Origin of the sequence: Clostridium sp. UBA5119, assembly GCF_002414285.1 — a bacterium.
In the GTDB taxonomy this organism is placed as follows: Bacteria; Bacillota; Clostridia; order Clostridiales; family Clostridiaceae; genus Clostridium_J; species Clostridium_J sulfidigenes.
Genome location: NZ_DHYX01000031.1, coordinates 24,000 through 34,981, shown reverse-complemented (window position 1 = coordinate 34,981; position 10,982 = coordinate 24,000). Strand labels below are relative to the sequence as shown.

Sequence of the window (10,982 nt, the reverse complement as noted above, 5' to 3'; positions counted from 1 at the left end):
ACATTATACAAGGAGGAATATAGATGAATACAAACGAAGAAGTCATTAAAGCTCTACTAGATCAGCTAAGGGTGAAAGATAAGCAGATTGAAGAATTACATAAAATCATAAATAAGTTACTGGAAGAGAAAAACACAGCAACAGAGAATCTTAACTATAATGAGGGGTTTTGGGAAACTGTAAAGAATCGAAAGGATTAATAAGAAATCTATAATTATATGATTCTACATGAAATTAGGGAGTATAGGGATGTAATTACAATTGTATGTTCGAAGAGAAAAGGATATTTATCCTTTATAAAACACAAAGGCATTGAAATATCAATGCCTTTAAACTTTAATACCCAAAAATCATATTAAACTCATCTATTCTATCTCTAAATTTATAACACATTTATCTTTAACAAATACAAGCACCCATTTCTTTAGATTAGGTAAGTTCATAAGTTCCTCAGAAGTTTTATATTTATTAACTTGAGATATAGCTTCTTCTTTTCTTCTGTTTACTAGATCCTCACCCTGCTGCTCATACTCTTTTTTAGTTATATATTTAAGCTCAATTATCCCATAATATTTTGGTTTTATAACATAGTTATCTAAAAGAGCTATGTCAATATATCCGTTTTCCACCTCATACTCTGATTTTATAAGATAAGCCTTTGCTAAATTTAAATAAGCTATCATAATTATCTTTATATATTTTTCATCAAAGGCTATGAAGTCTCTGTTGGATAATTTATTTAAGGTTTTTTCAATTACTTCAATAAAACTATCTATATTACCTTTCATAGAAATAGCTTTAATAGCCTTTTTTATAACTATTGAATCTATTTCATGTAAAGAATATTCTTCTAACTTTTTAGCAAAATAATCAAAGTAAATTCCCTTTACAGCTTCATTTGGAACTTTATAAATTACATCCATTAGCTCTTCCTCATCTATAGTTAAAAATCCTAAGTAAAATAATAAGGACAAGAAATCTTCTTCGTAAAAATCTCTCTCTAGATTAAACTGCGTTGTAATCTCTCCAACAAGCTCTTCATTTTTTAAAATTTTTTCTATTATTTTAGTGCTGGAACCCTTTGTTGTTAAATTAAATAGATTACCAATTTTATTATAATCATTTGCTATGTTTTCATCAATTAGTTCCTTAGGACCTTCTCCAGTTTCTACATAGTATTTTAGATAATATAAGATCATATCACTGTTAAAAAGCCTAGTATGAGCTCTTTCTGAAAACAAGTAACCATTATAATTAGTTCTTAAAATTATCATTAACTCTTCAAGTTCTTCCTTTGATAAAACTTTCTTACTAGTTGATTTTATTAAATCCCTAACTTCACTATCTGTAAAACCTATCATCTCATGAAATAATTCATTTCTAGTTAAATTATCACCTATATTAAATCCACTAGTCATAGAGTCTAGAGTTAGTGGTGCAACCCCTGTAGCAAATATCCTTTGCACCATATCCCCCTCTTTAGTCCAATCTTTTAATATCTCATACCATTTTCTCACAAACCCGGTCTTACTTACTAGGTCTTTGAATAATTCAGGTTTAAAACTTAAAAGTTCATTGGCAAAGTGATCGTACTCATCTATTATTACAAAGATAGGATATTTGATATTTCTATTTACATGAGCAAAAAAATAATCTAATGCCATAGCGGGATCTTTTTCATCTCTATCTATATCAATATTTAAATCATATTTCTTTATAAAATCTTGGAAACCTAATTTTATTCTATTCATAAAAGACTCTTTTAGAATTTCTGCATTTTCAGTATTAAGTCCTGAAAATGTAAAATTTAAAACGCAATATTTGCCAAGTTCTTTAGTTAAGTTATTTCCAATATAGCTGTCTTTAAAAAGCACTTCAAAATCTTCTTGTTTTGAACTATCATAATAATAAGTTAGCATAGAGGTAAACAAACTCTTACCAAATCTTCTAGGCCTTAAGAAAAATACATAGGGTGAATGATACTTTTCTAATTTCTCTATGTATTTAGTTTTATCTACAAAAATATAATCTTTTTCCTTTAAAACCTTGTAATCACTTATACCATAGGGTAATCTCTTCATTTATTTCACCTATCTTTCCTTACTTATTTAACGTAGTTACTATTCACTATATAGCTATATTATAACCACTATAAACTCTTTAAACAATGTAATGACATGAGTCTTAGGTTAAATCTACACTAAAACAATTCCCCTTTAAAAGCCCTTTGCATAAGGGAGTTAAAGTTGTTTTCTAGCTCTTTAAGGCTCTGTTCCATTTCAAATTTCAATTTGTCGGCCTGTTTAACAAAGTTTGCAAATTGATTTTGAAGTTCTATTGGTGGGATAATTATAGGGAATTCTTCTAAATGTTCTTTATTTATTTGTCTCTTATCAATTCCTCCAACACATACACTTCTTATGTATTCTCTATACTCGTTAGTTGTTAGAATAAATAGTACAAATTCATTTATCATATCTTTTTTAAGTCTAATCAAATAAACGTGACCATTAATATTAGCACTATCATCTTCACCTGTAAACATAGCAGCTCTTCCTAAACTACTGTTTTCAGTGTTTATTCTTCCAGTCTTAGTCATTAAGATATCTTTATTCTTTAAACTACTTTTTGACATTTTACTGTGAGTTGTTTCATCTATGTAAGCTATATCATCAAGAACTAATTTATTCTTCCATACATTTTGACTTCTAAAAAACATAATTCCTTCATCAACATAAACTTCACTTCCCCCCTTTGGTGTATTTCCACTTAATATTTTTGTTGATATAGTTTTTAACTTTTTAACTTCCCACCCCATAGGATTGTTTATTGGATCCCCAAACATCTCGATAAATCTCGATTTAACCAACTCATCACAAGCTTCAATTTGTTCTTTTCTTTTATCTATAAGGGATTGGGCTTTGTCTAGGATGGTTGCTATTTTTTGTTGGATTTCAAGGCTAGGTACTGGAATTTCTATAGAATCAAAATACCCTTTTGTAATATGTTTCATTGTTGAACCATGCATATATTGCATAGCTCTCTTTAATGCAATACTTACCATAAATTTGAAATATATTGTATTCATCTTTATCTTATCAAAATTAACTTTAAAGATATGTTGATTTAAAACTGAATCTTCTCTGTCCCATTCAAACACACCTATACTAGCTGACCATGATATTAAAATATCACCTTTAGCTACTAAATATTTTTTATCAATATCACCTGAGTAATAATTAAATGTCTGATTAAGATTGTTTAAATTTTGTATTCTAATTATAGGGAAGCCTTTTGTATCCCATTCATTAGGTTTGAATGCATATCCATTTACAAATGTTGCAATGTCTCCTAATTTCATCATTTTATATTCCATCTTCTCTACCCCTCAATCATCTCACTTAACTCTTCAATGCCTTGACTTATCGCCATCTCTAACTCTCTAATTTTCATAAGAATCTCTTGTGGGTGAGGATATTTTACTTCTTCATAAACAATTTCTTTGTATTTATTAATTGAAAGGTCATAGCCATTATCTTTGATTTTTTCTACATCAACAAGGAAACTTTGGTCTGTTGGTTTTCTATCTACCTCTTTATCTAGATTGTTAAATCTTTCAATGATATCTGGAATGTCACTGCCTTCTATTTCTTGTCTTTTATCATCTAGGGAGTAACCATCTGACTTCATGTCATAGAACCAAACCTTTTCTGTTCCACCTGAAGCTGTTTTTGTGAAGATTAGAATGGCTGTGCTAACTCCTGCATAGGGTTTAAATACACCGCTTGGCATGGAGATAACTGCTTCTAATTTATTATTATCTACTATTTCTCTGCGGATTTCTTTATGAGCTTTACTGCTTCCAAAGAGTACTCCATCGGGTACTATAGTTGCACTTCTTCCACCAATTTTAAGACTTCTAAGGATTAGTGCTAAGAATAGTAGTTCTGTTTTCTTTGTCTTTGTCACCTTAAGTAGCTCAGCACTTACTGCCTCATAGTCAAGGGAGCCTTTAAAAGGTGGGTTTGCAAGGACTAGGGTGTATTTTTCCTTGTCTGTATTTTTCTCTGATAGACTATCCTTATATTCAATGTTTGGATTATCAACTCCATGAAGGAGCATGTTCATAGCACCGATACGAAGCATGGTTCTATCCATATCAAAGCCATGAAACATATGGTTATTAAAGTGATTCTTAAGTCCTGCATTTAAAAATAGGTCTGATTCATTATCTCTTAAATACTCCTGGGCAGCTACTAAAAAACCTGCACTTCCCATGGCAGGGTCAACAATTACATCACTGGGTGTTGGCTTCATAAGTTTTACCATCATCCCTATGATATGCCTTGGTGTACGGAACTGTCCATTTGTACCAGCTGTAGCTACCTTAGAAAGAAGATGTTCATATAAATCTCCCTTAGTATCTCTATTCTCCAGGTCAATACCATCAATACCATCTACAATCTTAGAAAGCATCTGAGGAGTTGGAATTTTAAAGATAGCATCTCCCATATATTTTGAATAAGCTGAGCCTCCATCTTCATGAAGATTCTTTATAAATGGAAACACCTTATTTAAAACTATGTTATACATTTCTGTAGCTTCCATGTTCTTAAACTGGCTCCATCTAAGGTTCTTATTCTCTTCTTTAAACATACCATCATAGGTAAGACAAAGAAAAGCTGCTTCATTTTCCTTTGTAGTTTCTATATCATCAAGACCTTTTATGAATAATAAATATGTAAATTGCTCTATAACCTCAAGAGGGTTTGTAATGCCACCTGTCCAAAAGGTTTCCCATATCCTATCAACTTTACTTTTTAATTCTCCTGTAAGCATAATGTCCTCCTAATGTGTCTTTATTTTTAAAATCCTTATATAGTTGTTATTATAATTAATTACTAGCATTATTATAGCATTATTATTGGTTATTGATAATGTCTAAGGATCCAATTTCCTAGAGATGAATTTATATACTCCTTATATGATGTAATATAAATCAAATTATATAAGGAGTATTTATGTGATTTATTTGTAACAGTTTTTGTAACATAGTTTGTGTTATTAAATGCAACAATATTTGTACTATTTACTGAATATGTACTTGGTAGATGACATGATATAAATAAGTATAAATAAAGTATTCTTGGTATAAATATTTAGATAATCTTAAGATTTATACCAAGAATATCTTAAGTTTTTGACATTATAATTTTATATATAGATATGAAAAATTTGAAATTATATCAATTAAGTTTTAGCTATAAATAAGGTTTTGTTATGCCAAAATCAGAAAGATTCAAAGGAGGCGAGATTAAGGTTTATAAATAATAGTTATAAAAATATATAATACATGAGGAGAATAACTATGAAAAAATATTTTTTTGGATTATTATGTGCAATTATCGTCACTTGTATAGTATGTGTTTATTACGTTGGTGGTCAAATTGGAGCTTATGCATGGAATATTGCAGTCTTTATTCTTGCCCCCATTGCTATATTTCTAATACTAGTACAAACAATTATTCTTATTTCTACACTATGCAGAGGAAAGAAAGTGGCATGGAATATTGCATTTATTGCTATTTCAATTGTGTTTGCATTACCAATAACAATTCTACTTGGTGTTTCACCTGTTACATACCCGGCAAATGCAACCACTGATGATAGTATTACAGTTACAATGCCCATTGAAAATGCAGTAATTTTTGGCGGTAATAAGTATAAAACACATGCCATGTGGCCCTCTGAATGTTATGCTTACGATATATTGAAAAAACCTTATAACGTAGAAAGTTCAAATCTACACGATTATGGGATTTTTGGTGCAAACATTATTTCTCCAGTTAAAGGAAGAGTGATTGGAATTGAGAACAGTGAGCCAGATATTATTCCTAATACTGATGAATTTACAAGCTCACTTGGCAACTACATCTTTATTGAAATTGATAAAACAAATACGTATCTTATATTAGCTCACTTAATGCAAGATAGTATAGAAGTATCGGTTGGAGAACATATAGATGTAGGGGAAGTTATTGGTGAAGTAGGTAACTCTGGTACGACTTCAGAGCCGCACCTACATATTCAGCATCAACGAAATAATCCATTAGAAATGAAATTTCCAATTTGTGCAGAGGGATTGCCTATTACTTTTAAGAAATAAATGAAGTGATATATTTCTTAAACAAAATAAGGATCATAATCTTCATTTACACCTTTAATACAGTCTACACGAAAAATGACCTTATTTTCAAAAGAAACTTGTTGCAATGTTAATCTCTAGTATTTTAGCATTCTTTTTAAAAGAATAACCAAAAATTTCTTGACAACTTAATCATCTCGGCTTATTATATGACTATAATTATTTTATAGTCATATAATCACAAAGGAGGTGCTTTTAATGAATGGTACACATATTTGGAATGAAATATCAATTCCCAATAAAAAGGGGCAACAATTGTTTTGTCGTTACTATTTTACATCAATTGATGCACCAAACATATTATATATTCAAACACCAGTAACCTCAGTGGGAGGAATGACAAAAAAAGCATACGAACCGTTGGCAAAGTATGGTTTCAATATATTTGCAGTGGATTTATCTGGTATTGGTCAAAGTGAGGGCAGTGTTAATGAATTTACTGCCTTAGGGATAATATCTGATTTGGATAGCTGTGTGGATTATATAAAAGAGAACTTCAATGGTAAAGTGTTCTTCTTTGGTGGTACAGGTATAGGTGGAATTGTGGGACAATATTATGCATCATACAGCAATAGACTAGATGCTTTTGCTCAGTATGGTGTTGGTATTTATGAGGATTTATCACCAATGGGCTTTCCCTTATGGATTGCGAAAATTGGTTATTTAATTGTGAATCTTCTTAAGAAAATAGCTTCTAATCTTTATTTCGAGATGAAGCCACCAAAATATCATGGAAAAAACAAGGAGCAGGACGATAGCTTTTATGAGATGGCACTTTTAGAGAATCCACAGATGTTTAAAACAAATATTAATTGGTTAGCAGCAGTTATGGAAATTTCTATAGGAAAGAACAGCTATCTTAAAGGTCAACCCAAATGCCCAGTACTGGTATTTCAAACTCTGTCAGACCGCTACTTTCCAACCGACTATTTTAAACGTTATTATGATGGACTAACTTGTCGTAAAAAATTATATGCTATTGACGATATTCACAACAGCTACTATTTTCGTTCCGATGAAATATGTGAACAGGTAGCAAAATGGTTTTTGGATAATACAAATGAGGTGATAATAGATGCCCAAATTTAATGAACAAGAACGAGATGCCATAAAGGAACTCTTATTTACAGAGGGGGAAAGGCTTTTTTCCACCCATGGTGTACGCAAAGTTACAATAAATGACCTTACTACGGCTGTCTGTATTTCTCATGGGGCATTTTATACCTTCTTTGAAAGTAAGGAGCATCTTTTTATGGAAATAAATCTAAAAAAACAGCGAGAGATTTTTAATCAACTTGAGTCTTTCATATATGAAAACAAAAAATTAAAGTCACGTGAACTTGTAAAACTTGCAATGTTATTCCTTATGGATAAATTTTTAACTGACTCCATTATTTCATCTATTAATGGTGAGTTGTGGGAGTATCTATCACGTCGTTTACCCTCACAGAGTATAGAGAATAATAACATAAACGACTCTTTAGTAGTAGATAAACTAACTGAGGTTGGTGTAAAATTCAAAGTCCATACATCATTGGTAGTTAAAGTGGTTCAAGCTACTTTTATGGGTATAGTGTCCTTTAGTTCAGATGAGGAAAGTGAGGCGGTTAAAGATATTTTAATGGAGGGTATAATTGAGAAAATAGTTGAGGAGTAAAAGAGAATGATTTTATTATGTTTTCTATCATTTTAGGTTTTGGAGAAAAAATTAAAGTTTTTTACCCCTTATCCTACCAGCAAAGAATTAAAGAATATTTGAAAAATACTTTAATAAAAAATTATGAGAACAGTGACATATAGGTGTCGAGGATTTTGGATACAGTTACAGACTTACCAGTCCTTTAATTTGTTTGAATAGATTACAATTTTTACTGGGATTTTGATGCTAAACCTCTGATGAATTGAAATAAATCTTTATTTTCTTATATAAATTTGATATAATATAAATTTATGTTAGTAGAATTACATATATTTAAATACACTTGTTAGTATAGAATGCTATAGCGTATGATAAATGAAGAACATTACTAAAGTAGGGGGCAACTTAGTATGATTAAAATTTTTTCTTCGTTAAAAAGCTTAGGACTTAATTATGAAGACGATATAGAGTTATATACAAAAAAAGAAGATAAATACGATGAAGAAACAAAAGATAAAAAATCAACAAAAATTGATATTAATACATTACTTTATGATAAGAAGGTTACTTGTCCAGTTTGTTTAAAAGCTTTTACATGCAGAGTTGTAAAGGCCTATGTTCCCAAAGTAAAATCAAAAGACACAGATGCTTTTATAAGATATGAGGGGGTAAATCCGTATTTTTACGAAGTATTGGTATGTCCAACATGTGGATATGCAGCATTAAAAAGTGATTTTCAGAAAATACAATCCTATAAACGTGAAGTTATACTTGTAAAGATAGGCAATCAATGGCAAGGTAAAGAATATCCTCAAGTTTATAATGAAGAAATCGCAATTGAACGTTATAAGCTTGCATTACTAAATGCAGTGCTAGGAGAATTTAAAGATAGTACAAAGGCAATGATTTGCTTGAAAATTGCATGGATGTATAGACTTCTAGAAAATAAAGAAGATGAGAAGGCATTTTTAGAAAGAGCACTTCAAGGATTTGTTATTGCTTATGAAAATGAACGAACTCCAATATACGGATTAAGTATTTATTCTTTACAATATATTATAGGTGAGTTATATAGAAGAATAGGGGATTATACAAATGCTAAACTATGGTTAGGAAGAGTAATCTTAAGCAAGGCAGATCAAAAACTAAAAGATAAAGCTAGAGACATGAGAGATTTAGCAAAAGATTTAGAGATAAAAGCAAATGAAGCTACTTGTGAATAGAGATATATGATTGTATATTAATGAGGTATTTAAAAGACTTGTGGTCATCTACTATTAAGTATATAAATTTTAGCTAAGATTATAATAAAGCCTATAGTTTATTTTATGAAAGAAAACTATAGGCTTTATTAAATTATATATTAACCAATACCACCGTATATTAATCCTAAAATTATTACAATAATAGTTGTTGGTACAAAAACATATTTTCCAAAATTCATAAACCATATACCAATTTTATATTTTGAACCTAAATTTAACTGAGCTAGAGTGTCATCTCTATCAAGTATGTAGAAGAATACAACAGCAGTAGTTAATGCACCTAATGGAGATAGTACTATAGTAATAAAGTTTGTGAAATTGTTAAATAAAGAGCTACTTAAACTTAATGGTATAGCTAGTATAAAAGCTGAAATAGCAGTAATGTAAGTAGTTTTCTTTCTACCCCACTTAGTTAAGTTCATAATTGCTTCTACGGGACCCTCTAACATAGCGATAGAAGATGAAATAGAGGCAAAAATAATACTTAAGAAGAATAAAGTACTTAATACTTGTCCAAGTTTCATAGTCTGGAATATACTTGGTACAGTTACAAATAGTAAAGCAGGTCCAGAGGTAGGGTTTAGACCTAAAGCAAATACTGCTGGCATTATTACAAAGGCAGCAAGAATAGCAGCTAAAGTATCAAAGGACGCTGTAGTTATAGCACAAGTAGGTATATCAAAATTTTCATCTGTATAGCTACCACACATAACCATACAACATCCTGTTAAAGATACTGTGAAAAAGGCTTGTCCTAGAGCCATAACCCAAGTACTTGGATTTAAAAGGTATGACCAATCAGGAGTAAGGAGATACTTCACACCCTCCATGGAATCTGGTAGACTTAATGATTTGGCAATTAGAAGTATAAATATAATAAATAACAAAGGTATAATGATTTTATTTATTTTTTCTATACCCTTAGAAATTCCAAAACTAACTATTATTAAAGTTATAACAACAGCTAAACCATGCCAAAATACTGTAATATTACTATTTATGAAAGTAGTGAAGAAAGACTCTATATTTATAGTTAATATCTCACCAGATAAACTTATGAAAAAGTATTTTAATACCCAACCAATAACGACTGTATAGAACATAAATATACCAGTCAGTCCTAGGGTTGGAATTATAGATATAATAGAGCCATGTTTAATATTTCTTTCTTTGAATACCTTTTTAAGCGCACCCATTGACCCTATTCTAAACTGTCTACCAAAGGAAAACTCAGCAATTAACCCAACTGTTCCAAGTAGTACTACGAAAATAAAATATGGGATTAGGAATGCAGCACCACCATTTTCACCTAATCTATAAGGGAACATCCATATGTTTCCTAATCCAATAGCAGCGCCAACACATGAAAGAATAAATCCAAGCTTACTAGAGAATTTTTCTCTGTTTTTAACATTTTGCAATTTTAATTACCTCCTAGAAATATGATATAAAATATTTATAATAATAAAAAAGACTCATAGCTTATACTATGAGACCCTTAACCTAGGATATAAAAAGGCCTCATAGTTTATCTATGAGGCTAAATTTATTGCAACATAAACTCTTTAGCTATCATAGATACAAAACACTCCATTGGTGTGGTTTGTATCTATGGTAATTGTTATATAGACACAAACCTATCTAAAAAAGCTAAAGAAAAAGTTATTATTTAATTTTGAAATTGATAGGTTTGTTTTTAAATTCATAATCTTATCTCCTAATACGATATTTTATGTTATGTATCATATCATTGAAAAATATAGAAGTCAATAGATAGATACAGAATATATATTACTATATTTATACCTATGAATAAAATATAGAAGAGTAGAGTTAAAAATGATATAATAAATTATATGAAAATACAGTAATT

9 protein-coding genes are annotated in these 10,982 nt (G+C 30.0%); 5 read left to right on the top strand and 4 right to left on the bottom strand.

From position 1 onward, the window contains the following. The first annotated feature begins 23 nt into the window (after positions 1 to 23). Positions 24 to 200, top strand: a complete 177-nt coding sequence (locus B2671_RS04090; RefSeq protein ID WP_346869276.1) for a hypothetical protein — start codon at positions 24 to 26, stop codon at positions 198 to 200. Between the two features lie 165 nt (positions 201 to 365). Here the strand turns inward: B2671_RS04090 and B2671_RS04085 are convergent, their stop codons facing one another. The 3 genes from B2671_RS04085 to B2671_RS04075 form a co-directional block, all read right to left on the bottom strand. Next, complete coding sequence (locus B2671_RS04085) at positions 366 to 2,081, bottom strand: AAA family ATPase (protein ID WP_346869275.1); 1,716 nt, start codon at positions 2,079 to 2,081, stop codon at positions 366 to 368. Between the two features lie 119 nt (positions 2,082 to 2,200). After that, positions 2,201 to 3,376: a restriction endonuclease subunit S gene (locus B2671_RS04080; protein ID WP_346869274.1), complete on the bottom strand. Its 1,176-nt coding sequence runs from the start codon at positions 3,374 to 3,376 to the stop codon at positions 2,201 to 2,203. A 5-nt stretch (positions 3,377 to 3,381) separates the two neighbouring features. After that, positions 3,382 to 4,839 (bottom strand): class I SAM-dependent DNA methyltransferase, encoded by a 1,458-nt coding sequence (locus tag B2671_RS04075; RefSeq protein ID WP_346869273.1) that lies wholly within the window; start codon positions 4,837 to 4,839, stop codon positions 3,382 to 3,384. A gap of 529 nt (positions 4,840 to 5,368) precedes the next feature. Here B2671_RS04075 and B2671_RS04070 point away from each other — a divergent pair. The 4 genes from B2671_RS04070 to B2671_RS04055 all read left to right on the top strand — a co-directional run bounded on the left by B2671_RS04070 (position 5,369) and on the right by B2671_RS04055 (position 9,067). Further along, positions 5,369 to 6,166: a M23 family metallopeptidase gene (locus B2671_RS04070; RefSeq protein WP_346869272.1), complete on the top strand. Its 798-nt coding sequence runs from the start codon at positions 5,369 to 5,371 to the stop codon at positions 6,164 to 6,166. 294 nt (positions 6,167 to 6,460) lie between these two features. Beyond that, entirely contained in the window at positions 6,461 to 7,294 is an 834-nt protein-coding gene (locus B2671_RS04065) for a serine aminopeptidase domain-containing protein (protein ID WP_346869271.1), read from the top strand. Next, positions 7,281 to 7,862: a TetR/AcrR family transcriptional regulator gene (locus tag B2671_RS04060; RefSeq protein WP_346869270.1), complete on the top strand. Its 582-nt coding sequence runs from the start codon at positions 7,281 to 7,283 to the stop codon at positions 7,860 to 7,862. Before B2671_RS04065 ends, B2671_RS04060 begins: the two co-directional genes overlap by 14 nt. A gap of 392 nt (positions 7,863 to 8,254) precedes the next feature. Then, a complete protein-coding gene (locus B2671_RS04055; RefSeq protein ID WP_346869269.1) occupies positions 8,255 to 9,067 on the top strand; it encodes a DUF2225 domain-containing protein in 813 nt (270 codons plus the stop codon). A 140-nt stretch (positions 9,068 to 9,207) separates the two neighbouring features. Here the strand turns inward: B2671_RS04055 and B2671_RS04050 are convergent, their stop codons facing one another. Next, positions 9,208 to 10,530 (bottom strand): sodium-dependent transporter, encoded by a 1,323-nt coding sequence (locus B2671_RS04050; protein WP_346869268.1) that lies wholly within the window; start codon positions 10,528 to 10,530, stop codon positions 9,208 to 9,210. Between the last annotated feature and the right edge of the window lie 452 nt (positions 10,531 to 10,982).